This window comes from Paracoccus sp. R86501 (assembly GCF_042466435.1).
Lineage (GTDB): Bacteria > Pseudomonadota > Alphaproteobacteria > Rhodobacterales > Rhodobacteraceae > Paracoccus.
Genome location: NZ_JAXHPZ010000001.1, coordinates 917,011 through 942,206, shown reverse-complemented (window position 1 = coordinate 942,206; position 25,196 = coordinate 917,011). Strand labels below are relative to the sequence as shown.

Genomic DNA, 25,196 nt, shown 5'->3' with positions numbered 1-25,196 from the left:
GGAGTCGGCGAAGACATAACCGGAGTGGCCCGCTGGTCCCAAGGCGGCATATCCGGAGGAGGTTATTGATGAAGTGGCACCACGTTAAGGAAAACTGGCCTGCCTTCTATGAAGCCATCGTCGACAAATGGCCTCAGGTCGATGACGCCGATCTGGATGAGATCGACGGCGATCAGGGCGCCTTCGTCGCCTATCTGGTCGAGGCGACCGGACAGGATCGCGAAGAAATCCGCGAAGAACTGCGTGAATGGCTGATGGGGGAAATCCCGTCGGACATCATCATGGACCCCAGCCACGACAACCATTCGATCGCGCTCAGTGCCAAATACGTCAATGAGGGCGAAGACGAATACAGCGACGATGCCGCATTCGGCGACGACGGAGAAAGCCCCGACGACGATTGATCGTCGGAAACGGCAGCCGCCCAACCCCATCGGGGTCGGGCGGCGCATTTGTCCTTAGTGGATGATCTGCCTGTCGCTCAGCTTCGACAGCTTGCCGATCTTGACCACCATCAGCGCATAGATCACCGCATAAAGCCCCGCGACGATCAGGCCGACCCACTGGATCTCGAACGGGGTAAAGAAATACGCCCCGACCAGCGCCAGCTGCAGCAGGAAGTGCAGCGGATAGTATGTGCGGTCGCCCAAGCTCTCACGCGACCAGTTCAGGTTCGCGGAATACAGCCGGATCAGGCTGTCCAGCGAATTGACCACGAAGACCACACCCACGAAGATCATGAACCAGTTCAGCCATCCGGGGATGACGACATGCCCCTGATGATAGACGAACAGCACGCAGAACCACAGTCCCAACGGGATGGCGGGCAGCAGCACCATGGCCACCGCCAGCTGCCAGACGCGCAGGCCGCTGACGAAGCGTGCAACGAACTGGCCGATCATGATGCTCCAAGCGAACCACCAGAACAGGTAGAATTCGTGGTAATCCGAGATCGGGGTCGCAAAGCGGCGGATGTGAACGAAGTAATCCATCAGCAGCCCGATGTTGGCATAGAAGTCGTTCATCCCCACGCGGCTGTAGAAGAAGGCGATCATCGCCAGCGCAGTGAATGCCAGCATTCCGAAGCCGTAGCTGGAAACGATGGCCAGCCATTTCATCACCCGCATATCGCCGCTGCTGACGACCGCGGTGGCGATGACGGCGACGACCAGCGTCCAGACCACGCCCATCGGCAGATCGGGGGCATAGGTCGGCAGGTTCGTCATAAACAGGTAACAGGTAAAGGAACAGGTCGCGATGACGGTCAGGTTATAGACCCATTTCACGACCGGGATCTCGAACAACTTCAGCCGCGGCTCGATGGCGACGAAATAGAAGGTCGTGACGAAGTACATCAGCCAGACCAATGGTCCCCACATGCCGAACTCGACCGCCAGCGCATTTGTGAAATCGAAGGCCTCGTCGGCTTCATAGACCGGAAACTCGCTCAGGGGCAGCATGACCAGCCCCATGTCCAGACCGGCGGTGAACAGAAGGGCAATCAGCGTGAACAGGCCGACGGGCTGTTCCCCCTGTACCCGCATGTTGGGCCAGCGGATCAGGACGAACAGCGCGCAGGCCAGCACGCTGAGATATGCAATTGTGATGATCGGCGTCATAGACGATCCTTTTCTTCTTTCGGATTTTATCGCGACGGGGACCGACCCGCATCCGCGCAGTCGCAACCGAAAGGCACAACCGCCGGATCGCTGCCGGCACGGCACTTGGGCGCCGCTGGTTATCTTGGTTCCCGGTCTATATCCGTTAAATTGAGTGATTAGTCAATCAAGAAACCGGATACTCCTTGGGTGGTTCCCTTCCGATGGCCCCGCGCCGCATATTCGACGCCCCCAAGGGTTGAGGTTGCAGCCGCAATCTGACAGATGCTCGGCGCTTAACGTCGGGCTGACGGACAAAGGAACCGTGACCGTGTCGAGCACTCTGAAAATCGCATTGGGCAGCATCCTGGTCGGCCTGGTCGTTCTTGGCCTCAAGACCCTTGCCTGGCAGATGACAGGTTCGGTGGCGCTGTTGTCGGATGCGCTGGAAAGCACCGTCAACGTCGCGACGGCCCTTGCCGCGGTCATCGCCATCCGCGTGGCGCAGCGTCCGGCCGATCAGGGCCATCCCTATGGTCACCACAAGGCCGAGTTCTTCAGCGCCGTGCTGGAAGGGGTGCTGATCATCGTCGCCGCCCTGCTGATCCTGCACGAGGCATGGATCGTCATCCAGAACCCCCGCCCCATCAGCGGTGCAGGCCCCGGCCTTGCCATCAACGCGGTCGCAGGCGTGCTGAACGCCGTCTGGTGCAGCGTGCTGATCCGTCATGGCCGACGGCTGCGGTCACCGGCGTTGGTGGCCGACGGCAAGCATCTGCTGAGCGATGTCATCTCCTCGGGCGGGGTGATGCTGGGGGTCGGGCTGTCGGTGCTGACGGGATGGTGGGTGCTTGATCCGGCATTGGCGATGCTGGTCGGGGTCAACATCCTGTGGTCGGGCTGGAAGGTCATGGCCTCATCCCTCAGCGGGTTGATGGACGAGGCGGTGCCGGACAAGACCTTGGCGACCATCAAGGACATCATCTCGGACAAGGCCACCGGCGCGATCGAGGCGCATGACCTGCGCACCCGTCACGCAGGCATCGTCACCTTTATCGACTTCCACTTGGTCGTGGACGGGCAGACCACCGTCTGCGATGCCCATGAAATCTGCGACCGTATCGAGGCTTCGCTGAAGTCCCATCTGCCCGACGCCCAGATCACCATCCACGTCGAACCGGAACACCATGCCAAGCATTCCGGCGTACTGGTGATCTAGGCCTCCAAGCGCACCCAGACCGGTACATGGTCGCTTGGCTTTTCGCCCGCGCGCGCGTCGCGGTCGACACCGGTTTCGCGCAACAGATCGGCGGCCTGCGGTGACAGCAGCATGTGGTCGATGCGGATGCCGTCATCCTTGTTCCACGCCCCCGCCTGGTAATCCCAGAAGGTGAAGGGCCCGCGCGTGGCCCAAGGTTCGCGGGCGCGGATCGCCTCGGTCCAGCCTTGGTTCACGATAGCGCGGAAGGCAGCGCGGCTTTCGGGGCGGAACAGCGCGTCATCTGTCCATTTCTGCGGATTGGCGGCATCGCGCGCTTCGGGGATGATGTTGTAATCGCCCAGCATGACCACGGGCATTTCCATGGCCAGCAGTTCGGCAGCCCGCAGGCGCAACCGTTCCATCCACGCCAGCTTGTAGTCGTATTTCGGCCCCGGCGCAGGGTTGCCATTGGGCAGATACAGCCCCGCGATGCGCACGGCCTGATCGCCGACGACCGTCGCCTCGATATAGCGGGCCTGTTCGTCACCATCGTCGCCGGGCAGACTGCGGGTTACATCCTCAAGCGGCAGTTTGGAAAAGATGGCGACCCCGTTAAATCCCTTCTGCCCATGGGTTTCGACGGTCCAACCCAGATCCTCGAAATGTTCGCGAGGGAACCCTTCATCGACAGATTTGATTTCCTGAAGGACGACGATGTCGGCATCGGTCTGGGCCAGCCAGTCGGTCAGCGCCTGAATGCGCGCCTTGACGCCATTGATATTGAAGCTTGCGATTTTCATGGGCGCATCTTTAGCGTGGCCCATGCGTTTGGCAACCGGAACCGCGAAAGGATCACCATGCTGCGCGCCCTGTTGCTGGCCATTGCCCTGTTGCCGACCGCGGCGGATGCCCAGCCCCGCCCCGGGACAGGGCTGCTGTCCAACTCATCGCCGTTGCCCGCGACGATCCCCCTGCAGGTCCGGACCGCGGCAGGCCTTGATTATGCCATTGCCCTGACCGATCGTGCCACGGCCAACCCTGTCATCAGCGGCTATCTGCGCGGAGGGGAATTCTTTCGCCTGCTGGTGCCACCGGGGGATCACGCCGTGAACATCACCGCAGGTTCTCCCGACGATTGGCAGGGTGACCAGGGATTTGCGCACGGTCAGGGCGTGACAATTCCATTGGAATTCGTCATCCGCGCCGGGCGCCGCGAAGGGCATCAGATCACAGTGCAAATCGTCGAGGGCGCCATCAGGATCACCGATCAGCGCAATCAGGTCATCTGCCAGATCGCGGAGTGGGACAGCACCCTGCAACAGGATACGACCGGTCGCCGGACCCCGCTGCGCTATCTTGATCAGACGTTGACCACGCGCAGCAGGTTCTGCGACTGATCACATCGAGAAGGACGTCCCGCAACCGCAGCTGCTGGAGGCATTGGGGTTCTCGATCACGAAGCGCGCGCCGATCAGCTCGTCGCTGAAATCGATCACGGCACCGGCAAGGAAGGGCAAGGATACCGGATCGACGACCACACGCTGGCCTTCGTTCTCAAGGATCAGGTCGTCAGCTTCGGATTGGTCGAAGCGGATGTCGTATTGGAACCCTGAACATCCCCCACCGGACACAGCCACCCTCAGCGGCAGTGCATCGCGGTCGGCGTTGATCTGGGCAAGGCGCTGAAACGCGCGTTCTGTGACTTTCGGCGGCAGGTTCATGGGGCGTTCCCGTTTTCGTCCGTAGGGTTGGAATATAGGGTTTCCGACGAACACTCGCAAGGAAGGGCCCTGCCCCGTGACTGCATTCGCGCCATATGCCTGCCAGCCCGCCGACAGCCGCGGGCGACTTCACGATGAAAAACTGTCCACTTTCCGCTCGCCTTGGCAGCGCGACCGCGACCGGATCATCCATTCCAGCGGCTTTCGGCGCCTGAAGCACAAGACGCAGGTCTTTGTCGAACATGACGGCGACGCCTATCGCGGCGATTATTTCCGCACCCGCCTGACCCACACGATCGAGGTCGCGCAGGTTGCCCGCACCATCGCCGGCGCGCTTGGTCTGAACACCGATCTGGCCGAAACCGTCGCGTTGGCCCATGACCTTGGCCACCCGCCCTTCGGCCATACCGGCGAAGACGCGCTGGCGGAACTGATGGCCCCCTATGGCGGCTTCGACCACAATGCGCAGGCGCTGCGGATCGTGACCAAGCTGGAACGCCATTACGCCGATTTCGACGGGCTGAACCTGACGTGGGAAAGCCTTGAAGGCATCGCCAAGCACAACGGTCCGATCACCGGCGATCTGCCCTATGCCTTGGCCGAAGTGAACGCCCAGTGGGATCTGGAACTGCACACCAATGCCAGCGCCGAGGCGCAGGTCGCCGCCGTTGCCGATGACGTCGCCTATAACCACCACGATCTGCATGACGGGCTGCGCGCTGAACTGTTCACCGAGGCCGAACTTTCCGAACTGCCGATCATCGGCCCGGCCTTTGCCGAGGTCGACCAATTGTATCCCGATCTGGACCCCACCCGCCGCCGCTACGAGGCGCTGCGCCGCGTCTTTGGCGTCATGGTCGAGGATGTGATCGCCGTCGCGCAGAACCGCCTGACCGGGCTGCAGCCGCAATCGGTGGATGACATCCGCAATATGGACGGCCCGATCATCCGTTTTTCCAAACCGGTCTATCAGAACATCAAGGCGATCAAATCCTTCCTGTTCCAGCGCATGTATCGCGCGCCTTCGGTCGTGGTCGAACGCGACAATGTCACGCGCATGCTGCACGATCTGTTCCCGCTGTTTCTGGAAGACCCCGCCATGCTGCCCGAACAATGGGGTCAGATGGCGCGTCAGATGAATGACCGGACCGAACGGGCGCGGCTGGTGCTGGACTATGTTTCGGGAATGACGGACCGCTATGCCATCGCCGAACACCAGCGCTTGATCGGACACGACTGAACCATCGGACGGGGGGCCGCGTTGACCGGGCGAAACGACGAACAAGGAAGGATCCTGTCATGATTAATCGTACCGGTTCTGCGAAATGGGAAGGCGGCCTGAAAGAGGGCAAGGGTCAGGTCTCGACCGAATCCGGCGCCCTGTCGGCCCAGCCCTACGGCTTCAACACCCGTTTCGAGGACAAGGCAGGCACTAACCCCGAGGAGCTGATCGGCGCGGCCCATGCGTCCTGCTTCTCGATGGCACTGGGTATGATGCTGGAACAGGAAGGCATCAAGGGCGTCAGCATCGAGACGACCTCGAAGATCTCGATGGACAAGGAGGGCGACGGTTTCGCCGTCAAGAAGGCCCATCTGACCACGCAGATCACTGCCGATGCCGAAGAAGCCAAGGTGCTTGAGATTGCAGGCAAGGCCAAGGAAGGCTGCCCCATCAGCAAGTTGTTGAACGCGGAAATCACCATGGATGCCAAGGTCGCCTGACCCGACCATCCAGCCAATGCGAAACGCCGGCGCGATTGCGCCGGCGTTTTCATGTCAGACCATCATTTCCTTGGTGGCCGTCAGCTTGATGTCGGGGTGATCGCGCCCGACCCGGTCGATGTCCCACTGCAGGCGTGTCAGATAGACCAGATCACCATCATGGTCATGCGCCAGATGGCCCTTGTTGCTTTCGGCAAAGGCATCGACCTTGGCCTTCGGCCCCGCGACCCAACGGGCGCTGGTGAACTGCGACCCCTCGAAGCGGACGGGGATGCCGTATTCCAGCTCGATCCGGCTGGCCAGAACCTCGAACTGCAATGCACCCACGACACCGACGATGAATCCCGAACCGATGGTGGGCTTGAAGACCTTGGCCGCGCCTTCTTCGGCAAACTGCATCAGCGCCTTTTCAAGATGCTTGGCCTTCATCGGGTCGGTCGCCCGCACCGATTGCAACAGCTCCGGCGCGAATGACGGGATGCCGGTGAAGCGCAGCGCCTCGCCCTCGGTCAGGGCATCACCGATGCGCAGCTGGCCGTGGTTCGGAATGCCGATGATGTCACCCGCCCAAGCCTCATCCGCCAATTCGCGGTCGGCAGCGAGGAACAGCACCGGGTTCGAAATCGCCATCGGCTTTTTCGTCCGCACATGGGTCAGCTTCATCCCGCGCAGGAAATGACCCGAGGCCATCCGCACGAACGCCACGCGGTCGCGGTGCTTGGGGTCCATGTTGGCCTGCACCTTGAAGACGAAACCGGCGACCGGCTTTTCTTCCGGCGCGACTTCGCGGTCGGCGGTATTCTGCGGCTGCGGCGGGGGACCGTATTCGCTGATCCCCTTCATCAGCTCCTGCACGCCAAAGCTGTTGATCGCGCTGCCGAACCAGATGGGCGTCATATGCCCCTCAAGGAAGGACTGACGGTCAAAGGCGGGCAGCAGCTCGCGCGCCATCTCGACCTCTTCGCGCAGTTTGGCCAGCAGATCGGCGGGCACGCTTTCGGCCAGCTTGGGGTCGTCCAGACCGTTGATGGCGATAGATTCCGCGACCTTGTTGCGGTCGGCGCGGTCCATCAGCTCCAACCGGTCATGCAGCATGTCATAGCAGCCGATGAATTCCCGACCGACGCCGATGGGCCAGCTGGCAGGTGCCACGTCGATGGCCAGGTTTTCTTGGATCTCGTCGATGATCTCGAAGGTATCCCGGGATTCGCGGTCCATCTTGTTACAAAATGTCAGGATCGGCAGATCGCGCAGGCGGCAAACCTCGAACAGCTTGCGGGTCTGGCTTTCCACGCCCTTGGCGCCGTCGATCACCATGATCGCGGCATCCACCGCCGTCAGTGTGCGGTAGGTATCTTCCGAAAAATCGCTGTGACCGGGCGTATCGACCAGATTGAACCGATGTCCGTCAAAATCGAACGACATTGCCGAAGCCGAGACCGAGATCCCGCGATCCTGTTCCATTTTCATGAAATCCGACCGCGTGCGGCGTGCCTCGCCCTTGGCGCGCACCTGACCGGCCATCTGGATGGCGCCACCATACAGCAGGAATTTCTCGGTCAGGGTGGTCTTGCCGGCGTCCGGATGCGAGATGATCGCAAACGTCCGGCGGCGTGAAATCTCGGGCGGGAGTTCGGGGCGATTGGTCATGTTTGCGGCTTTATCGCGCAAAATCGGGCGTGGCAATCGCCGTAATACTTGACCTTTAAGACAAGATTCGAATTTTCCGCATCGAAAACTTGAACGTTTATGGGATTAACATGTTCACTCGGGTCATTAGTGGGAGAGCATGCGATGCATCAGACAGTCGAACAACTGGCACAAATGGTGTCCGCACGCGGCATGGACTGGCTTCAGCGCAAGATCCTTGCGCTGCCCGAAGCCTGCGTCCCTGACCACCCGGACATGCCGGGCCTGGCGACGGCTGCCCGTGTCGCCCCCATTCTATCGGGCTTCCGCGGGCGCATCTCGCCGCTCGAGGTGATCGTCAAGCGGCGTGTCTCAAGCGATATGGTCCGGCAGGCCGCCCAACGCTGTCTTGACGGTGCACGCGATTATCCGACTTTGCAACTGTTTCAGGCGGGAAATTTCATGACCCCGCATGACCCTCTTTGGCAACTGGCCTGTCAGGCGCTGGCGGATGATGGTGGTATTCCCCTTGCCTGCAGACTGGGTGCGGATCGCAAGGACAGGCTGGAAAGCGTTGCCGAACTTGCACTGACCCGACCCTATCGCAATCTGACCAGCGATCAGGTGACGGCCTATGCCCAGATCGTCGCGCAGATCTACGAACTTGGCATGGGTCGTCCGCGGCTGTCGGACAAGCGATCGATCACCAAGATCTATGACACGCTGCGCCAGATGGCGGATTGGGGGATGCAGGAACGTTGCACGACTTCGGTCGCCTGGACCGCGTTCTGCCTGCGCCTGATCGATCCCGACCACGACATCACCGAAGCGGCCGCGGAACTGATGCAGCACCAGCGCAGCGACGGGTCCTTCCCCGCACGCTTGGTCAATGACGACCAGCCGCAAGAATTTACCGATGCGGCCTTCCCGACACTGCTGGCAATTCTGGCACTGCACAGTGCGCTTTATCGCCGCTGGCGCGGGCCCATTCCCGGTCCGGCCCACGGCAGGCCGCTTCACACGGCCGCAAAATCCGCCGCTGAAGATGTCATTCAGCAGCTGGGACAGGATCACCCGACGCTTGAACAAGCCGTTGTTCTGGGGCGTGCCACGGGCCGCGACTGGATCGGCCGCTTGGGCGCGTCGCATTGGATCCTGACGCCCTGCCAGTCGAGCCGTATTGCATCGCTGTGTTTCCGCGATCCGATCTCGGCGCGTCATGTGCGCAATCGCATCAGCCTGCATGACGTGCCCGATCTGAACGATGTCGGCCAGGCCGAAGTCAGCTGGCTGCAGGGCAAGCCCGTCGTGATCAGTACGCCCCTGCCGGAGGCGCTGATGGCGATGTGGTCGCGGGCCGCCGCAGCCGATGACGTCGAGGCCTTCATGTATTTCACCCGGCTGGCCGCGCATTTCCACGGCCGCCCCCTGCCCCGCGTGATCCACCGGATGTCGCATCGCATCGCCAATGCCGCGATGAACCCCGCCGCAGATGCGCCGCTGGAACAAAAGATTGCCCATATCCAGCGCCTCAACCTGATGGCGCAGATCTTCGAGCCTTTCGAACAGCTGGCGGCTGCGGCCTAGAACAGCCCTTCGACCTGACCTTCCGGGTCAAGGCCGATCACTTCGGCAGCGGGATGACGTGGCAATCCGGGCATGGTCATCACCTGACCGCAGATCGCGACGATGAACCCGGCACCGGCATTCAGCCGCACCTCTCGCACAGGGATGATGTGGCCTTCCGGCGCACCGCGCAGTTCGGGGTCGGTCGAAAAGCTGTACTGGGTCTTGGCGATGCAGATCGGCATATGCCCGTGGCCTGCGTCCTGCCAAGCCTGCAATTGTTCAAGAACGCCCGGGGCCGCTTCGGCGTGATCGGCATGATGAATACGCGTGCAGATGGTCTGGACCTTGTCCCACAACGGCATGTCGTCGGGGTAAAGTGGTGTAAAGCCACTGGCCCCCTGATCGATCATCTCGACGACGGCATTCGCCAGATCCTCGGCCCCGGCGCCGCCTTCGGCCCAGTGGCGCGCGACGATCGCATTCACGCCCCGTGCCGCACAGTAATCCTGCATTGCCGCGATCTCGGCCTGACTGTCACCGGCAAAGTGGTTCAGCGCCACAACCACCGGCACGCCAAAGCTGCGCAGGTTGTCGATGTGACGGCCCAGATTGGCGCAGCCGCGTGTCACGGCGCCGACATCCTCGGACCCCAGATCGGCCTTGGCCACGCCGCCGTTCATCTTGAGTGCGCGCACCGTCGCCACCAGCACCACCGCCGAGGGCGAAAGCCCCGCCAGACGGCACTTGATGTTCATGAACTTCTCGGCGCCCAGATCTGCCCCGAAGCCTGCTTCGGTCACGACGTAATCCGACATCCGCAGCGCGGCCTTGGTCGCGATGACGCTGTTGCAGCCATGGGCGATATTGGCGAAAGGCCCGCCATGGACCAGCGCCGGGTTGTTTTCCAACGTCTGGACCAAGTTCGGCTGCAGGGCATCCTTCAGCAGCACCGTCATGGCACCATCGGCCTTCAGGTCGGCGGCGGTCACGGGCTTGCGGTCGTCGTCATAGGCGACGACGATCCGCCCCAGACGGTCCTGCAGATCCTCCAGATCGCGGGCCAGACACAGGATGGCCATGACCTCGGAGGCGACGGTGATGTCAAAGCCGGTCTGACGGGAATAACCGTTCATCGGTCCGCCCAGACCCACAACCGTATCGCGCAGAGCGCGGTCGTTCATGTCCACCACACGCCGCCAAGTGATGCGACGCGTGTCGATGCGCCGCGCATTGCCCCAATAGACATGATTGTCGATCATCGCCGCCAGCAGGTTGTGCGCCGAGGTGATCGCATGGAAATCGCCGGTGAAATGGAGGTTCATATCCTCCATCGGGACGATCTGCGCATAGCCGCCGCCCGCAGCCCCGCCCTTCATGCCAAAGTTCGGCCCAAGGCTGGCCTCGCGGATGCAGATGGTGGCGCGCTTGCCGATCCGGTTCAGCGCATCGCCCAGACCCACGGTGGTTGTGGTCTTGCCCTCGCCGGCGGGGGTCGGGTTGATTGCCGTCACCAGGATCAGCTTGCCCTGCGGTCGGCCCTCAAGCGCGTGGATGGCGTCATGGGTGATCTTGGCCTTGTCATGGCCATAGGGCAGGATCTGATGGTCGTTCAGACCCAGCTTGGCCGCGATCTGGGCAATCGGGCGTTTGACCGCGGCGCGGGCGATGTGGAGATCGGTCGTCATCTGTATGATATTTCCGTTCTTTTCCTGACGGCAGCCCTTAGCGGACCACCATGACCGAGACGGGTGAATGCCGGACCACGGCATTGGCATCGCGACTGACAAGGATGCTGCGCAATTCGTCGGGCTGATGGCTGGCCATGACGATCAGATCGGCCTGATACTTTCGCGCGGACTTCAGGATCGTCTCGGCGACGTTGCCGTGCCCGACATGGGTATGGATGCGCGACGGATCGTCGAACTGGGCGTCGGCAAAAGCGTCCAGCGCCTCTTTCATGGCCTGCAGGACGCGGGTCTCGTATCCCTTGGGCAGGAAGGTGGCGACCATCGAGCTGCCGAAGTCGTGGACGACGCCCAGCAGGTGGATGGTGCCGCTGTCCCCTGCCAGCCGCTTGGCGACCGGCAGGGCCTTTTCCCAGCTTTCGGGGTGCTGAAGATCGATGGGCAGCAGGATGTTGTCATGCATTGGCTTGATCCTTTCGCGGGGCCGGACCCGACGGCAGACGCCGCCGTTGCGCCCAGACCACCAGCATCAGCAGCAGGAAGGAAGGGATATAGATCCAGTATTTCGACGGCGCTTCGACCGGCGCATTGACCGACATGATCGTTTGATCCCAATCTAGACCGGCCTCTTGGGCGGGGCTGTCGAAGGCGACGTTGTCGATGACGACGCGGTCTCCGTCGGTGATCAGGTCGATGCCGGCGGCGGCCAGACGGTCTTCGCCGGTCTCGCCCTCGGGAACTTCAAGCAGGGCGACGAATTCGACCGGGCTGCCGATGTCGTCCAGCCCCGAGATCCGCAGTCGCAGGCCGTCGCCGACCTCGCTGTCACCCAGCGCCTGCACGAATTCGGTCGCGGGGCGTTCCTGATAGGACGGGAAGGCGTATTCCCAGAAGAAGCCCGGCCGGAAGATGCTGAAAGCGATGACCAGCAGCAGCACGGTTTCCCAGATGCGGTTGCGGGCCAGGAACCAGCCTTGGGTCGCCGCCGCGAACAGCAGCATGGCGATGGTCGCCGTCACGAAGACGAATATCCCGTGCAGGAAGTCCACGTTGATCAGCAACAGGTCGGTGTTGAAGATGAACAGGAACGGCAATGCCGCCGTCCGCAGGCTGTAGAAGAAGGCTACGACGCCCGTGCGGATGGGATCGCCCCCCGAAACGGCGGCGGCGGCGAATGACGCCAGACCAACGGGCGGTGTCACGTCGGCCATAATCCCGAAGTAGAAGACGAAGAGGTGCACGGCAATCAGCGGAACGATCAGACCGTTCTGCTGGCCAAGCGTCACGATGACAGGCGCCAGCAGCGCCGAGACGACGATATAGTTCGCAGTCGTCGGCAGACCCATCCCCAGGATCAACGACAGCACTGCCGTCAGACCCAGAATGGCCAACAGGTTGCCGCCCGACAGAACCTCGACCACATCGGCCAGCGCCGATCCGACGCCGGTCTGGCTGACCGCGCCGACGATGATGCCTGCGGTCGCCGTGGCGATGCCGATACCGATCATGTTGCGCGCGCCCGAGATCATGCCGTTGACCAGATCGTTGACCCCTGCGCGGATGGCATGGCCGGTGGTGCTGTTGCCGGTGCGGTCGCTGCCACGCAACAGCACCATCAGCGGACGCTGCGTGACAAGGATGAAGATCATGTAGGCCGTCGCCCAGAAAGCCGAGAGGCCCGGCGACAGACGATCCACCATCAGCGCCCAGACCAGTACCACGACCGGCAGGATGAAGTGCAGACCCGACCGCACCGTCGGTCCCGGCAGGGGCAGCGCGGTGACGGGGGCGTTAGGATCGTCGATCTCGAGGGGTTCTTCGCGCGACGCGATCCACAGCAGACCGACATAGGCGGCGGTCAGCAGCGCAAAGACGACATAGGGCGATGCCTCGCCAAAGGCGGGACGGATCCAACCCATGCCGTAATAGACGGCGATCGACAGCGCGCAGATGCCCGCGATGATGAAGGCGGCGGTCAGCAGACGGCGCAGGATCGGCGGCGGGGTATAGGATCGCGGCAGACCCTCCATCCCGGCCTTCATCGCCTCAAGATGGACGATATAGACCAGCGCGATATAGCTGATGGTGGCGGGCAGGAAGGCGTGGCGGACCACGTCGAAATAGGGGATGCCGACGTATTCGACCATCAGGAAGGCCGCAGCCCCCATGACGGGCGGCATGATCTGACCGTTGACCGAGGATGCAACTTCGACCGCGCCCGCCTTTTCGGAACTGAAGCCGACCTTTTTCATCAGCGGGATGGTGAAGGTACCGGTGGTGACAACGTTGGCGATGGACGACCCCGAGATCAGGCCGGTCATCGCGCTGCTGACCACAGCCGCCTTGGCCGGTCCGCCGCGCATGTGGCCCATCAGCGAAAAGGCCACCTGAATGAAGTAATTGCCTGCACCGGCCTTATCCAGCAGCGCGCCGAACAGCACGAACAGGAAGACAAAGCTGGTGGACACGCCAAGCGCGATGCCGAAGACGCCTTCCGTGGTGATCCACTGGTGGTTGGCGACCTCGGTCAGGGAATTGCCGCGATGCGCGATGATCGACGGCATGTAGGGGCCAAGGAAGGTATAGACCAGGAAGACGGTCGCGACGATCATCAGCGCCGGCCCAAGGCTGCGGCGCGTGGCCTCCAGCAGCAGCAGGATGCCGACGACCGCGACCATCAGGTCGGGGGTGATCGGCGCGCCGACGCGGCGGCCAAGTTCATCGCTGTAGACAAAGACGTACATGGTGGCGACGACCGACAGGATCGCCAGCGCCCATTCCCACCACGGAATGCGGATCTTGGGGCTGCCCATAAGGACCGCCGCGACGACGCCCGCCGCTGCCATCCCGATGAACCAGACCGGCATGCTGGAGGGTGCGCCATAGATGAACAGGCCTGCCAGAAGCACGGGAACGGCGACACCCAGACCTATCTGGAATGGTGACTTTTCAGCAGGATAGGCCATGAAACCCAGAAACATCGCGAAGGCCAGATGCACGGCCCGCGCGTCGGTCGCGCTGATGATTCCGAAGTTCAACATGAACGGCAGGGGCGAGGCGATCCACAGCTGGAACAGCGACCAGCAGAAGGCCACGACCAGGATGAACTTGCCGACGAAACCGGGGGGCGTCCGTGCGCCCGTGTCCGAGGAAGCAACCAGTTCGTCCAGTTCGGCCTGCGACAGCTCTCCGCGGCCCGCTGCCTGCATTTCGACCGCGCTGGCCTGTTGCTGGCGCTTCTTCGTGTCGTCTTCGTCCATCCCGCCCCCTCGTCAATTTGTTGTTTCAATGGCTTCTTATTGAAAGGGCGGCCCCGCAGGACCGCCCCGTTTCAGACCAGGATCACTCGACCCAGCCCTGTTCGCGGTAATACCGCTCGGCGCCCGGATGCAAGGGGGCGCTGTTGCCATCGGCAATCATTTCTTCCGGTTCAAGGTTGGCAAAGGCCGGGTGCAGACCCTTGAAGCGGTCGAAGTTGTCGAAGACGGCCTTGACGACCTGATAGACGGTTTCCTCGGGGATGTCGGCCGAGGTCACGAAGGTCGCCTTGACGCCGAAGGTTTCGGTGTCTTCGTCGTTGCCCGCATACATGCCGCCGGGAATGGTGGCCTTGGCGTAATAGGGGTTATCCTCGACCAGCTTGTCGATGGCCGGTCCCGCGACGGTGACCAGCTTGGATTCGACCGTCGAAGTCGCTTCCTGGATCGAGCCGTTGGGATGGCCGACGGTATAGGTGATCGCATCGACCTGGTTGTCGCCCAGTGCCGCCGACTGTTCTGCCGGACGCAGTTCCGAGGACAGCGAGAAGTCGTCCATCGACATGCCCATGGCATCCAGAACGATCTCCATCGTGCCGCGCGAGCCCGAGCCGGGGTTGCCGACGTTGACGCGCTTGCCCTTCAGGTCTTCGAAATTGGCGATCTCGGAATCGGCGCGGGCGACGACAGTGAAGGGTTCGGGGTGCACGGCAAAGACGGCCCGCAGCTTGTCGAAGGCATCGCCCTCGTAATCCGAGCTACCGTTATAGGCGTGATACTGCCAGTCCGACTGCGCCACGCCCATCGTCATGTCACCCGCCTTGATGGCATTGATGTTGGCGATGGAACCGCCCGTCGCAGGGGCGGTGCAGCGCAGGCCGGTGTCGGCGGTCTGACGGTTGACCAGACGGCAGATCGACTGGCCGACGACGTAATAGACGCCGGTCTGGCCGCCGGTGCCGATGGTGATGAACTGTTCCTGCTGGGCAAGAACCGGCGATGCGGACAACGCGAATGCGGCCCCCATCAGGATCGGTTTCAATTTGCTCATGCGGCTATCTCCCTTAGTTTTTATGACGAGGTCGCCTTGCAACGACCCTCATGCCTGCCGCCAAGGTTAAAGCACCCTGCGGCTTTGACAATCCCCAAGGGCAACCGCGCGGCATATCGACGGGTTCCCGCGCGGCAGGGTCACCGGCTTTTCGTTGTCATGTGCAGGGTTTAAGGGTCATTTCGTCTCAAATTGGCGACAATGATCGCTGGTCATCGTCGGGGTGGGCGCGCCATCGTGGCAAGGGTAGACAGCATCCGCCCGCCACCCTAATGTCGCCCCGTGCAGCGACCGACTGCTGCATGGCATGCCTCGCGCCCAAATTATTTCGGTATTACAACGCCATGCTAGAGTTTGACAGCGTCTCCAAGTCGTTCTGGACGGGGAAACAGCACAAGATCATCCTTGATCGGGCCTCATTTCAGGTCGAACTGGGCAATTCGCTTGGCATCCTGGCGCCGAACGGCACGGGAAAAACCACGCTCATCAACATGATGTGCGGGCTGGAGCAGCCCGACGAAGGCCGCATCCGCCGCAATTGCCGCGTGTCCTTCCCCCTTGGGTTCATGGGCGGGCTGATCACCCGGCACACGGGGAACGAAAACGCCCGCTATATCGCGCGGATCTATGGGCTGGACCCGGATTACGTGTCTGCCTTCACCCGCTGGCTAACCGACATCGACGAATATTTCGACATGCCCGTCGGCACCTATTCAAGCGGCATGCGGCAGCGGTTCACCTTTGCGCTGCTGCTGGCGCTGGATTTCGACATCTACCTGATCGACGAAGGCATGCCGCAGACCACCGATGCGGAATTCAACCGCAAGGCGGGTCGTGTGCTGTTCGACCGGCTGAAGACCGCGACGACGATCGTTGTGTCACACCAGCCGACCACGATCGAAAAGTTCTGTAACCGGGCCGCCATCCTGCGCGATGGCAAATTGTACATGTTCGAGACCTTGGACGAGGCGAAGCAATACTATGACTACACCTCCTAAAGCGCGTCGCTATCACGCTTCGATTTCCGAATCCGTCACGCCCGGAACTGCGCCGCAGACCCATGATCCCGAACCGAGCGCCGCCCCGCAGGCATCGCCCGCGCCCAAGGTCCATCTGGAGGTCAGCCGCAAGACCGCCCCCTCTGCCCCGCAGGATGAAGACGCGCGGTTGCAGAAATTCCTGGCGACCGAACCGGTCGAGGATGGTTTTGGCGACCTGCGCATGACCGAGCCTCAGAACAAGCTTGCCGAAAAGCCTGCCGATCAGGCCGCCGCGTCCGAGGTGACCGAAGAACAGCTGGCCGCCGTGCGGGCCGAAAAACTGACCGAACGCCAGCTGCGCATCGCCGGGCGGATTGCCAAGCTGCACCAGATCGACTTCGCCTCGAACGAAGAGGCCATCCTGCGCCTGCGCGAACGTGGCATCGATCCCTCACAGCGCAGCGCCGTCGGGCGGATCCTGTCGTCGGAAGGCAGCCGTGCCAAGGGCGCCGAGCCGCCCCGCGATCCGAAATCTTCTATCCCTGCCCTGCGCACCCCCGGTTCCGCCGGCCTGCCTGCGCTGACCCCCGGCGACAACCGCGGCAAGACGCCCGCCCTTCCATCGCGCGAGGACCTGACCGAGGAGAAGCGCGCCGCCGAGATCTATCGCATCCAGAAGGATCTGGCGCGTCGCCGTCGTAAGCGGATGATGATGCTGGCCTTCCGCCTGCTGTTCTTCGTCTTCATCCCGACCTTTGCCGTCGGTTGGTACTACGGAAAGGTCGCATCGCCGCTTTATGCGACCTTCACGCAGTTCCAGATCCAGACGGCCGATGGCGGCGGCGGCGGTGGCATGAGCAGTCTTCTGGGCGGATCGGGCTTGGGGACAAACACGGATTCGGTTGCGGTCCAAAGCTATCTGACGTCGCGTGATGCGATGATGCGTCTTGATGCCGACAAGGGCTTTAAGCGCGCCTATCAGGACCCCAGCATGGATCCGGTCAAGCGTCTGGATGCCGATGCGACGAATGAATCTGCCTTCGATGTCTATCAGGATTCGGTCAAGATCGGCTATGATCCGACCGAAGGTGTCCTGAACATGGAAGTCATCGCCCCGGACCCGCAGCTAAGCGTCGAGTTTTCGCGCGCTTTGATTTCCTATGCAGAACAACAGGTTGACGCGATGACTTCGCGTATGCGCGCCGACCAGATGGATGGTGCGATCCAGACCTATCAGGATGCCGAGGCCAAGATGCTGGCCGCCCAGCAGCGCGTGCAAGAATTGCAGCAGACCCTTGGCGTCCTGGACCCCGTCGCCGAAAGCGGCGTCGTCATGAGCAAGGTGACCGAGCTGGAGAGCCAGCTGACCGCCAAGCAATTGGAGCTTGGGCAGCTGCTGGCCAATTCACGTCCAGTCCAGAGCCGCGTGGACGCCGTGCGCGGTGACATCGAGCGGCTGCGCGATCTGGTGTCGGAAACCCGCCTGCAACTGACGCAGGGCAACGACACGCGCACGTCCTTGGCTGCCATCGGTGGCCAACTGCGCGTCGCCGAGGCCGAGATGGCCACCCGGCAAGAGATGCTGGCCGCATCCGCCGCCCAGATGGAATCCGCGCGTATCGAGGCGAACAAGCAGGTCCGCTATCTGTCGCTTTCGGTGTCCCCCATCGCGCCGGACGAAGCGACCTATCCCAAGGCATTCCAGAATACGATCGTGGCCTTCCTGATCTTTTCGGGTATCTACCTGATGATGTCCCTGACGGCTTCCATCCTTCGCGAACAGGTGTCCACATGACCCAACCAAAACACGTCCAGATCGGACAGGTGACCTGCGGAAACGACCTTCCGTTGACCGTCATCGCCGGTCCCTGCCAGCTTGAATCGCTGGACCACGCCATGATGATCGCCGAACAGATGGCCGAGGCCTGCGCCAAGGCAGGTGCCAGCTTTGTCTTCAAGGCGTCCTACGACAAGGCCAACCGCACCTCTCTCTCGGGTCGCCGGGGGCTGGGGATCGAGGAAGGGCTGGACATTCTTGCGACCGTCCGTGACCGCCTTGGCTGTCCGATCCTGACCGACATCCATGACGCAGAACAGGCGATCCGTGCGGCGAAAACCGCCGATATCATCCAGATCCCGGCCTTCCTGTGCCGTCAGACCGACCTGCTGCTGACGGCAGGCCAGACAGGCGCCGTCATCAACATCAAGAAAGGTCAGTTTCTGGCGCCTTGGGATATGCCGAACGTCGCGGCAAAAGTAGCCTCGACCGGCAATGAAAACATCCTGCTGACCGAGCGCGGCGCAAGCTTCGGCTATAACACGTTGGTGGCCGACATGCGGTCGCTGCCGATCATGGCGCGTACCGGCTATCCGGTGATCATGGATGCGACCCATTCGGTCCAGCAGCCAGGTGGGCAGGGCGGATCGTCGGGTGGTCAGCGTGAATTTGCACCCGTCATGGCCCGCGCGGCAGTGGCGCTTGGCGTGGCCGGCGTCTTTATCGAGACGCATGAGGATCCTGATAATGCGCCCTCGGACGGTCCGAACATGATCCATCTGGACCGCATGCCGGCGCTGATCGCCTCGCTGATGGCCTTCGACAAGTTGGCAAAGGCCGATCCGCTGTCCGCATGATCCGCGTCTTGCTGTTCATGCTGATTGGCCTGTTTGCGGCCCCTGCCATCGCGCAAGGGCCGCCGGGCCAATCTGCGCCAAGCGGGGCGATCGCCACGCATGACAACGTCAACACCGACTTGGCGATCCTGAACCGCATTTCCAGCATTCTGGCGCAATTACCTGATTTCGATAAAATAAACGCGCAAGTCGATGCGGGTATCGTCACCCTCAGCGGAGAGGTGACCGAACAGCCCACGGTCGAGCGTCTCAAGACGCTGATCGCCCGCGTCGAAGGCGTCGTGGCCATCGAGGACAGCGTCAACCTGTCCACGGATCTGACCACCCGTCTGGAATCGGTGCGCGAAAGGTTCCAGTCGCGATTGACGCAAGTGATTGCCGGACTGCCCTTCATGGGCTTGGGCCTGGCCGTCGGTGCGGTGATCGTTCTGGCGGGAGGCTGGCTGTCGCGGCGTGAACGGACCTTGGCCAGCATTGCGCCCAATCCCTTCATCGCCGGTTTTCTGGCACAGGCCATTCGCCTTTGCACCTGGATCGTGGCCCTGGTGGTTGCGCTGGATCTGATGGGCGCGCGGGCATTGCTGGGCACATTGCTGGGGGCCGCCGGTATCTTTGGCCTATCGCTCAGCTTTGCGGCACGCGATACGATCGAAGGGTTCGTGGCGACCATGCTTTTGTCGCTGCGCCAACCCTTCAACCCAAACGACTTGGTCGAAGTGAACGGATTGCGCGGACGCGTCATTCGCCTGACCAGTCGCGGCACAACGCTGCTGACGCTGGATGGTGACCATATTCGCATCCCCAATCAGATCATCTACAAGGCAGTTCTGGTCAACTATACCTTGAACCCGGAACGGCGTTTCATGGTCGATCTGACCATTGATCCTGCTGCTGATCTGGGACGCGCACGCGATCTGGTCGTGCGTGCCCTGGGGAATATGGATTTCGTTCTGAAACGTCCCGAACCCGTGGCATGGCTGGATGCCGAGGGTCCCGAACATGTGGTCATCCGTGCCGGTGGCTGGGTATCGCAGGACGGGACCGACTTCGATCTGGCGCGGGGCGAGGCGTTCCGCCTGCTGCGCTATGAACTGAATGCCAAAGGATATCTGCTGCCCGAACCCATCCACCGGATCCGTCTGGAACAACCCGAAGAAGAGGTCCCGTCCCGCATCCGCCCGGTCCGCCCCGCCGATCGCCGCCTTGCCGATTCCAGCCCAGACGAGGCCTTTGAGGAAATGGTCGAACGCGGACGCGTCGATGACGGTCGGGATCTGCTGTCGCCGGGAAGCCGCTAGGCCGCCCGCCCGGCCGCATCCGCCGAGGCCCAAGCCCATTGGAAGTTGTACCCGCCCAGCCAGCCGGTAACATCCACGCATTCGCCGATGAAATACAGCCCCGGCACCTGCAGCGCCTGCATGGTTCTGGCATCCAGATCGCGGGTGTCGATGCCGCCAAGGGTCACCTCGGCGGTGCGATAGCCTTCGGTCCCGACGGGGCGCAGCGTCCAGCGGTTCAGCCGCGCACCCAAGGCATCCAGCACCTTGTTCGACTGATCGGCCAGGCGCGCCTTTGCCAACCCGGACTCTGCAGCGACAGCCTGAGCCAGCCGTTCCGGCAGCAGATGGGTCAGCGCCGTCGAAACGGCGATTTTGCCGCTTTCCTGTTTGCGCTGCTTGAGTGCCGCCGCCACATCGGCCTGCGGGCACAGGTCGATTTGCAGGGGCTCGCCACCTTGCCAGAAACTGGAGATTTGCAAGATCGCAGGTCCGCTGAGACCGCGATGCGTAAACAGCAGCGCATCCCTAAATGAGCCACCTTTGTGATCGATCCGCACGTCAAGCGAAACGCCGGCCAGTGGCTTGCACAGCGCCAGATCCTGTTCGGCAAAAGTCAGTGGCACCAGCGCGGGGCGGGTTTCGGTTATCCGCAATCCGAATTGACTTGCAAGATCATAGGCAAAGCCGGTCGCGCCGATCTTGGGAATCGATTTGCCCCCCGTCGCGACCACAACCCGCTTCGCGCGAATCGTTCCCGACGAGGTTTGTAGGGCGAAGCCATCCAAATCACGCACCACCGATTCGACCGTCGTTTTCAGCCTCAGTTCGGCTCCGGACATGCGATCCAGCAGCATATTGGTGATCTGCGTCGCCTTGCCGTCGCAAAACAGCTGTCCCAAGGTCTTTTCATGCCAGGCAATCCCGGCCTTGTTGACCAATGCGACAAAGTCGGCGGGCGAGTACCGGGCCAAGGCGCTGGCAGCAAATCGACGATTTTGCGACAAAAACCGATCCGGCGCCGTCGCCATATTTGTAAAGTTGCATCGCCCGCCCCCCGAAATGCGGATTTTTTCCGCCGGCGTCGCGGCATGGTCCAGGACCAGAACGCGCTTGCCCTGCCCCAAAGCCGAGCCCGCGCAGAACAAACCGGCAGCACCGGCCCCCAAAATAACGACGTCAAACTGTTCCATGGGTCGCGAGATAGACCCGATTGAAAAAAGTGGCAAGATTTCTGCAAATTTCGACTTGCACCCCCCGAACAGCTTAGCTATTCACCCTCTCACAAGTTGGGGCGTGGCCAAGTGGTAAGGCATCGGTTTTTGGTACCGTGTACCGTAGGTTCGAATCCTACCGCCCCAGCCAATATCTTCTAAGTCATTGAACTAGATCGTCTTATTGAAGACGGACAGCCGATCTGGACCATTGTCCATCATCACTGTCCATCATGGCGTCTGTGTCCCCAGCCAAGGGACCTACCATGGGCATCGCCAATTTCACCTTCCGTCGGGGCGCGATCTACACGTGGCGTCGCCGCATTCCGAAACGTGCCAATTCAGCCGCAGGAAACCTCCAGGTCTCGCTCCGCACCGCTTGCCCGTGGACAGCGCGCAGGCTGGCCGTCATCGTGACAGCGGAAAGTGAGAAGGTATTCGACCGCATGGGAATGGATGGTCTGACGCCAGACGTGGCGCGGCAGTGGCTTGAGACGGTGATCCGCGATGAGCTGGAGGACACGGCAAGGCGCACCCGTGCGGCTTTTCATCTGCCGAAGACCGGCAACCCGGTAGAAAGCGTCCACCACGACCGACTGGCAGGCGAGGCCCTGCGCCTGGTGGCGCGCAAGGGTGCAGAGGTGGATCTGGACGAGGACGAACGTCGCGAACTGACCGCGCGTGGATATTCGGAGGCTGATCTCGATTGGATCAACCACTACCAGCACCACCTTGGACGGGCGGCCGCCACGGAAGCGATGGAGAACAAGATCAGCCGCCGTGTCGCCGAGATTGCAGGCAAGGAGCGTATCAGCGGGCATGAGTTCTTTGATGCCAAGCGCATCTACCTCAACGGGCGCGCAGCGGCGCTGCTGTCCTCGCAGGACAGCCTCGAGAGCGGCTTCGAGGACGCCATGCGGATGGCCAGCCGGATTCGGGAGGGCGAGCAACCTGACGGGCCTCGGACAGCGCCAGAGGCTATTCAGCACCCTGCCCCGGAACCTGAACCCGCCTTCGACCCGGCACTGGAGGCCGTGGCCGATCGCCTAGCGGGCCGTAAGGAAAAGCGCGGACGCGTGACCGACAAGACCGCCTACCAGATCCGCAAGACCGCCGAGCTTCTGCGGGAGGCGACAGGTATAACCGATATTCGGGCGCTGCGGCAAGAACACCTGATGGCATTCAGCAACATCATGCACGCCCTGCCGCCGACCTATCGAAAGACTCCAAAGGAACGGGAGATGACGCTGCAGCAGATCATCGCCGCCACGGAAGCGGCAGGAGGCAAGCAAGGCTTCGCGGCGGCGACGATCAACCGCAACCTCGGTTTTGTTGGCCAGATCATCAAGCATGCCCGCTCGGAGGGCATTCCACTCGATCCCCTTCTGGATACGCGGGACCTGCGCGAAACGGACCCCGAGAATGAACAGGATAAGGTCGCCTCATTCAGTCGCGAGGATCTGAAGCGCATCTTCGCAGGCCCGGTCTGGCAAGGCTGCCTAAGCGCCGGGCGGCGCACGCAGCCCGGTGATGTGGTGATCAAGGATGCGCTCTACTGGCTGCCGCTGATTGCCGCCTACACAGGCGCAAGGCGCGAGGAGATCGCGGGCCTGGCGCGCGAGGACATCATCACCGAGGATGGCATCCCGGCCTTCCACTTCCGCCCGACCGAGATCAGGCGGCTCAAAAACCGCCCGTCGCAGCGCAAGGTGCCGATCCATCCACATCTGCTGGAACTGGGTTTCATGGAACATGTCGGCCATGTCGCAACAGGACAGATCTTCCCTGACCTGAAACAGCGCAAGGGACGCGGCACATTGTCGGATGCGATCAGCTTCAACTGGCACAAGTTGCTGCACGCCCAGCTGGGCCAGAATGCCGCGAAGAAGAACTTCCACTCGTTCCGACACTACGTCACCGACGAGCTGCGCTACCGGCAGGAAGTGCCTGAGCTTTCACGCCACCACCTGCTCGGCCACGCCATCAGTTCCGAGGAAGATCGCCGCTATGGGCAGCGCACGCCCATGCCACTGCTGCAGCCACTGATAAACGCACTGCCGCGCGTGTTCTGATGGCTGAATATCAACCAAGGTGGATGCAGACCAATGCTATTCCTTGCTGCCTAGGTCGTTTTCGGCCTAAAGCCCCGCCGTTGGGATTGGGTGACCACGCCGCGGCGCGGCTTCACCGAAGCGGTCATTCGTGCGTCGCGCAGCATTTTTCGACAGCCAAGGTCTGCTATGCGGGACGAACCGGCCACTTCTAACTTAAGGGGGAGAGGGTAGGATGGGGCTCACGAAACCCACAAAAGGCAGGTAGCCCCACCAAGTGCAATTGGTTCAACGTTTGGCTTGACGCTCGTGAGAAATAACGATGCTACTGCGGTCGCAAGCATTGAGGATCAGCGTTGGGCACCTATTCAGACTTCCGCATTGGAAACTTCCATCTTGAGTCAGGTGGCAACTTCAGCACCACGACACACCAATCTATCTATTTGCCTACGGACAGCGTCACCCTCAACAGGGAGTACGAACCGAAGCAAGTAGAGGGTTTTCGCGCGACATTGCGCTCAATCCTTCCACGCCTAGAGCTTCTCGGATCGACTCTTCCTGCGATCAAACATCGGTTTGACAACCCCTACGTGACTTATGACGAACCGCATGACATTCCATTTGCAGATGTGCTGAAGCTTGTACGGAATGTCGATCTTGCCTCCCTCGTGGAGGACGATAGCACTGATGATCATGCGGGCCTTCTTCCTGCGGAATACCAAAAGCGGTTGGAGGACCCGGTGAATGGTCGCTATGGTCAATCACCGTCTTGGGATCTTAGCACGCTACTTGATCGACTGAATCCCTACGACACACTGCGGGTTCTTGCAGAGCGCCCCGAAAACCTTGATCTGGTCGTCCAATGGGACTTTATGGATGTTGTCGAAAGCGGTTACTTTGAGAGGAAGGACTTCTCCGTCGGTGCGGATGGACAAGGTTTCCTTCTCGTAACCGAAGGCACCAGCGACACTAAGGTGATCCAGCATGCCTTCGCGATCCTGCGCCCCGAGATCGCCGATTTCTTCCAGTTCGTTGACATGGAAGACAACTATCCGTTCGGTGGCCACGGCAACCTAATGAACTTCATGACGGGATTGCGAAGCATTGGGAAGGCCGATGGTGTGCTGGCCATCTTTGACAACGATACTGTCGGCGTCTTATCCCTCGCGGCCCTCAAGAAGCTTGGTGGCATCAACGCGATTAAACTGCCAGACCTCGAAGAGTTCAAAAGCTTTCCAACCATCGGACCGAGCGGCGAGCATCTGGCCGATATTAATGGCAAAGCCGCCGCTATCGAATGCTATCTTAAGCTTCCGCCCGACTGCCGTATAAGATGGACGAACTATGAGCAGCGCGCGGGTACATATCAAGGCTCGATAGACCAGACCCCCAAGGGAAAGAGTGCACAACAGAACGAGTTTCTTAGATCGAGTCGCGCTGACCATTATCCTTTCGAGAAAATGGAAACGGTTCTTGATCTCATCGTCGAAGCTTGCATTGGCTGTTCAGTACAGCAACCTGAATGACTGCAAAGGGCTCTTCACGTTCTTCTGCCACTCCTAGTGACGGGCACGGGTAAAGGGTAGGCTCTGACCTGCCCGAACAGC

21 protein-coding genes and 1 tRNA gene are annotated in these 25,196 nt (G+C 61.5%); 13 read left to right on the top strand and 9 right to left on the bottom strand.

The annotated features are described in order from the left end of the window. Nucleotides 1-68: 68 nt before the first annotated feature. Nucleotides 69-404, top strand: a complete 336-nt coding sequence (locus tag SJY40_RS04635) for a hypothetical protein (protein ID WP_378943296.1) — start codon at nt 69-71, stop codon at nt 402-404. 54 nt (nt 405-458) lie between these two features. Here SJY40_RS04635 and SJY40_RS04630 read toward each other — a convergent pair whose 3' ends face one another. Further along, nucleotides 459-1,619 (bottom strand): BCCT family transporter, encoded by a 1,161-nt coding sequence (locus tag SJY40_RS04630; RefSeq protein WP_378943294.1) that lies wholly within the window; start codon nt 1,617-1,619, stop codon nt 459-461. 310 nt (nt 1,620-1,929) lie between these two features. Here SJY40_RS04630 and SJY40_RS04625 point away from each other — a divergent pair, with 310 nt between their 5' ends. After that, nucleotides 1,930-2,817 carry a cation diffusion facilitator family transporter gene (locus SJY40_RS04625; RefSeq protein ID WP_378943292.1) on the top strand — a complete coding sequence of 296 codons (888 nt, stop codon included), beginning with the start codon at nt 1,930-1,932 and terminating at the stop codon, nt 2,815-2,817. Here the strand turns inward: SJY40_RS04625 and xth are convergent. Then, complete coding sequence (gene xth / locus SJY40_RS04620) at nt 2,814-3,599, bottom strand: exodeoxyribonuclease III (RefSeq protein ID WP_378943290.1); 786 nt, start codon at nt 3,597-3,599, stop codon at nt 2,814-2,816. The genes SJY40_RS04625 and xth overlap by 4 nt on opposite strands. A 15-nt stretch (nt 3,600-3,614) precedes the next feature. Between xth and SJY40_RS04615 the strand changes: the two genes are divergently transcribed. Beyond that, a complete protein-coding gene (locus SJY40_RS04615) occupies nt 3,615-4,196 on the top strand; it encodes a hypothetical protein (RefSeq protein WP_378943288.1) in 582 nt (193 codons plus the stop codon). Here SJY40_RS04615 and erpA read toward each other — a convergent pair whose 3' ends face one another. Beyond that, on the bottom strand, nt 4,197-4,520 hold the full coding sequence (gene erpA / locus SJY40_RS04610) for an iron-sulfur cluster insertion protein ErpA (protein WP_378943286.1): 324 nt from the start codon (nt 4,518-4,520) through the stop codon (nt 4,197-4,199). A gap of 76 nt (nt 4,521-4,596) precedes the next feature. Between erpA and SJY40_RS04605 the strand changes: the two genes are divergently transcribed. Together SJY40_RS04605 and SJY40_RS04600 are read left to right on the top strand one after the other, a co-directional pair. Continuing rightward, nucleotides 4,597-5,760, top strand: coding sequence for a deoxyguanosinetriphosphate triphosphohydrolase (locus SJY40_RS04605; protein ID WP_378943284.1), 1,164 nt, complete (start codon nt 4,597-4,599; stop codon nt 5,758-5,760). A 59-nt stretch (nt 5,761-5,819) separates the two neighbouring features. Further along, on the top strand, nt 5,820-6,242 hold the full coding sequence (locus SJY40_RS04600) for an OsmC family protein (protein ID WP_378943282.1): 423 nt from the start codon (nt 5,820-5,822) through the stop codon (nt 6,240-6,242). Nucleotides 6,243-6,296: 54 nt separating this feature from the next. On the opposite strand, the gene SJY40_RS04595 is transcribed toward SJY40_RS04600, so the two are convergent. Further along, nucleotides 6,297-7,892: a peptide chain release factor 3 gene (locus SJY40_RS04595; protein ID WP_378943280.1), complete on the bottom strand. Its 1,596-nt coding sequence runs from the start codon at nt 7,890-7,892 to the stop codon at nt 6,297-6,299. Between the two features lie 144 nt (nt 7,893-8,036). Here SJY40_RS04595 and SJY40_RS04590 point away from each other — a divergent pair, with 144 nt between their 5' ends. Continuing rightward, nucleotides 8,037-9,458, top strand: a complete 1,422-nt coding sequence (locus tag SJY40_RS04590; protein WP_378943278.1) for a hypothetical protein — start codon at nt 8,037-8,039, stop codon at nt 9,456-9,458. Here SJY40_RS04590 and SJY40_RS04585 read toward each other — a convergent pair. The 4 genes from SJY40_RS04585 to SJY40_RS04570 form a co-directional block, all read right to left on the bottom strand. After that, nucleotides 9,455-11,131 carry a formate--tetrahydrofolate ligase gene (locus SJY40_RS04585; protein ID WP_378948278.1) on the bottom strand — a complete coding sequence of 559 codons (1,677 nt, stop codon included), beginning with the start codon at nt 11,129-11,131 and terminating at the stop codon, nt 9,455-9,457. The genes SJY40_RS04590 and SJY40_RS04585 overlap by 4 nt on opposite strands. Nucleotides 11,132-11,162: 31 nt before the next feature. Continuing rightward, nucleotides 11,163-11,588 carry a universal stress protein gene (locus SJY40_RS04580; protein ID WP_378943276.1) on the bottom strand — a complete coding sequence of 142 codons (426 nt, stop codon included), beginning with the start codon at nt 11,586-11,588 and terminating at the stop codon, nt 11,163-11,165. Next, nucleotides 11,581-14,385, bottom strand: a complete 2,805-nt coding sequence (locus SJY40_RS04575) for a TRAP transporter permease (protein WP_378943274.1) — start codon at nt 14,383-14,385, stop codon at nt 11,581-11,583. The genes SJY40_RS04580 and SJY40_RS04575 overlap by 8 nt, the downstream gene beginning before the upstream one ends. Nucleotides 14,386-14,467: 82 nt before the next feature. Further along, on the bottom strand, nt 14,468-15,433 hold the full coding sequence (locus SJY40_RS04570; protein WP_378943272.1) for a TAXI family TRAP transporter solute-binding subunit: 966 nt from the start codon (nt 15,431-15,433) through the stop codon (nt 14,468-14,470). Between the two features lie 344 nt (nt 15,434-15,777). Between SJY40_RS04570 and SJY40_RS04565 the strand changes: the two genes are divergently transcribed. Genes SJY40_RS04565 through SJY40_RS04550 form a run of 4 tightly spaced genes read left to right on the top strand, consistent with a single transcriptional unit; the run spans nt 15,778 to nt 20,345 of the window. Continuing rightward, nucleotides 15,778-16,431 carry an ABC transporter ATP-binding protein gene (locus SJY40_RS04565; RefSeq protein ID WP_072297339.1) on the top strand — a complete coding sequence of 218 codons (654 nt, stop codon included), beginning with the start codon at nt 15,778-15,780 and terminating at the stop codon, nt 16,429-16,431. Next, complete coding sequence (locus tag SJY40_RS04560) at nt 16,415-18,208, top strand: capsule biosynthesis protein (protein ID WP_378943270.1); 1,794 nt, start codon at nt 16,415-16,417, stop codon at nt 18,206-18,208. Before SJY40_RS04565 ends, SJY40_RS04560 begins: the two co-directional genes overlap by 17 nt. Then, nucleotides 18,205-19,047, top strand: coding sequence for a 3-deoxy-8-phosphooctulonate synthase (kdsA, locus tag SJY40_RS04555; RefSeq protein WP_378943268.1), 843 nt, complete (start codon nt 18,205-18,207; stop codon nt 19,045-19,047). Before SJY40_RS04560 ends, kdsA begins: the two co-directional genes overlap by 4 nt. Nucleotides 19,048-19,064: 17 nt before the next feature. Continuing rightward, entirely contained in the window at nt 19,065-20,345 is a 1,281-nt protein-coding gene (locus SJY40_RS04550; RefSeq protein WP_378943266.1) for a mechanosensitive ion channel domain-containing protein, read from the top strand. On the opposite strand, the gene SJY40_RS04545 is transcribed toward SJY40_RS04550, so the two are convergent. Next, complete coding sequence (locus SJY40_RS04545) at nt 20,342-21,517, bottom strand: NAD(P)/FAD-dependent oxidoreductase (RefSeq protein WP_378943264.1); 1,176 nt, start codon at nt 21,515-21,517, stop codon at nt 20,342-20,344. The two genes, SJY40_RS04550 and SJY40_RS04545, sit on opposite strands and share 4 nt — an antisense overlap. Before the next feature lie 97 nt (nt 21,518-21,614). Here SJY40_RS04545 and SJY40_RS04540 point away from each other — a divergent pair. The 3 genes from SJY40_RS04540 to SJY40_RS04530 all read left to right on the top strand — a co-directional run bounded on the left by SJY40_RS04540 (nt 21,615) and on the right by SJY40_RS04530 (nt 25,115). After that, nucleotides 21,615-21,689: transfer RNA gene (locus SJY40_RS04540), tRNA-Gln, on the top strand. Nucleotides 21,690-21,804: 115 nt separating this feature from the next. Beyond that, complete coding sequence (locus SJY40_RS04535) at nt 21,805-23,610, top strand: DUF6538 domain-containing protein (protein ID WP_378943262.1); 1,806 nt, start codon at nt 21,805-21,807, stop codon at nt 23,608-23,610. Nucleotides 23,611-23,945: 335 nt separating this feature from the next. Then, a complete protein-coding gene (locus SJY40_RS04530) occupies nt 23,946-25,115 on the top strand; it encodes a HEPN/Toprim-associated domain-containing protein (protein WP_378943259.1) in 1,170 nt (389 codons plus the stop codon). Nucleotides 25,116-25,196 lie beyond the last annotated feature (81 nt).

Coding starts and splice junctions, on each gene's coding strand:
- SJY40_RS04565 (WP_072297339.1), top strand. CDS start 15,778: ATGCTAGAGTTTGACAGCGTCTCCAAGTCGTTCTGGACGGGGAAACAG.
- SJY40_RS04595 (WP_378943280.1), bottom strand. CDS start 7,892: ATGACCAATCGCCCCGAACTCCCGCCCGAGATTTCACGCCGCCGGACG.
- SJY40_RS04630 (WP_378943294.1), bottom strand. CDS start 1,619: ATGACGCCGATCATCACAATTGCATATCTCAGCGTGCTGGCCTGCGCG.
- SJY40_RS04575 (WP_378943274.1), bottom strand. CDS start 14,385: ATGGACGAAGACGACACGAAGAAGCGCCAGCAACAGGCCAGCGCGGTC.
- SJY40_RS04550 (WP_378943266.1), top strand. CDS start 19,065: ATGCTGATTGGCCTGTTTGCGGCCCCTGCCATCGCGCAAGGGCCGCCG.
- SJY40_RS04590 (WP_378943278.1), top strand. CDS start 8,037: ATGCATCAGACAGTCGAACAACTGGCACAAATGGTGTCCGCACGCGGC.
- SJY40_RS04560 (WP_378943270.1), top strand. CDS start 16,415: ATGACTACACCTCCTAAAGCGCGTCGCTATCACGCTTCGATTTCCGAA.
- SJY40_RS04535 (WP_378943262.1), top strand. CDS start 21,805: ATGGGCATCGCCAATTTCACCTTCCGTCGGGGCGCGATCTACACGTGG.
- kdsA (WP_378943268.1), top strand. CDS start 18,205: ATGACCCAACCAAAACACGTCCAGATCGGACAGGTGACCTGCGGAAAC.
- xth (WP_378943290.1), bottom strand. CDS start 3,599: ATGAAAATCGCAAGCTTCAATATCAATGGCGTCAAGGCGCGCATTCAG.
- SJY40_RS04545 (WP_378943264.1), bottom strand. CDS start 21,517: ATGGAACAGTTTGACGTCGTTATTTTGGGGGCCGGTGCTGCCGGTTTG.
- SJY40_RS04580 (WP_378943276.1), bottom strand. CDS start 11,588: ATGCATGACAACATCCTGCTGCCCATCGATCTTCAGCACCCCGAAAGC.
- erpA (WP_378943286.1), bottom strand. CDS start 4,520: ATGAACCTGCCGCCGAAAGTCACAGAACGCGCGTTTCAGCGCCTTGCC.
- SJY40_RS04600 (WP_378943282.1), top strand. CDS start 5,820: ATGATTAATCGTACCGGTTCTGCGAAATGGGAAGGCGGCCTGAAAGAG.
- SJY40_RS04570 (WP_378943272.1), bottom strand. CDS start 15,433: ATGAGCAAATTGAAACCGATCCTGATGGGGGCCGCATTCGCGTTGTCC.
- SJY40_RS04635 (WP_378943296.1), top strand. CDS start 69: ATGAAGTGGCACCACGTTAAGGAAAACTGGCCTGCCTTCTATGAAGCC.